This is a genomic window from Sphingobium sp. FW306-1B-F04DB, assembly GCF_058781925.1.
Window position 1 is genome coordinate 1 of sequence record NZ_JBYSXE010000131.1, and the last position, 881, is coordinate 881.

1 protein-coding gene is annotated in these 881 nt (G+C 61.4%); it reads right to left on the bottom strand.

Annotated elements, in window-relative coordinates; translation table 11 throughout:
* On the bottom strand, positions 1 to 822 hold an 822-nt coding region (locus tag AC3WJD_RS22030), incomplete at its 3' end, for a transposase (RefSeq protein ID WP_492749000.1).
* Positions 823 to 881: the final 59 nt, after the last annotated feature.

Genomic DNA, 881 nt, shown 5'->3' on the forward strand with positions numbered 1-881 from the left:
CCGATCATGTCCGAGGTTGGTGACCTCGTGCGCAACGATCAGGTGGTGATCGGTATCGACCGCAACTTGCGCATTGTAGCCAACCATCCCGGTCCCACGGCCGCTGGTCGCCATTGAACGCGCATCGGGATCGGTCAGCGACACTTGCTTGTCGGGCGTAGCCTGAACCTGCTGCGCCATCGCCTGCAGGTCCTCCAGCTGGCGGCGCAGTCCTGCAATCTTCTCTTTGAGCCGGCCGGTCCTGGCTTCGGGAATATCGCTGTCCTCGCAATCGGCCCGGTCGAGCGCGGCGAGATATCGCGCAATGCTGGCATCGACCTGTTCGATCCGCTTGCCGACCTTGGCCACCGTGAAGTTCTTGTCGCGGTTGTTGACCGCCTTGAACTTGCTCCCGTCGATCGCGACCACGGCCTTGGCGAACAGGTTGAGCCGCCGGCAGAGAACGACGAACTGGCTGCACACCGCCCGGATCGCAGCGCCATTGTCGCGCCGGAAGTTGGCGATCGTCTTGAAGTCAGGCGCAAGGCGGCCCGTCAGCCACATCAGCTCGATGTTACGCTGGGCTTCGCGCTCGATCCGGCGGCTCGACTGAATGCGATTGAGATAGCCGTAGAGATAAATCTTGAGCATCGACGATGGGTGATAAGCCGGACGCCCCGTGGCCGCTGGCTCGACCCCGCCAAAACCGAGCGCCCCCAGATCAAGCGCGTCGATGAAAACCTCGATCACTCGAACCGGGTTATCTTCCGCCACGTAATCATCAAGCGACTGGGGCAGTAACAGCGACTGCCTGCGGTCTTCACCCTCGACGAAACGCCCCATCTGCGCCCCCCATCATCGCAATGGAGATTAGCACATCAGCACGTTTTTACACAGTCTGG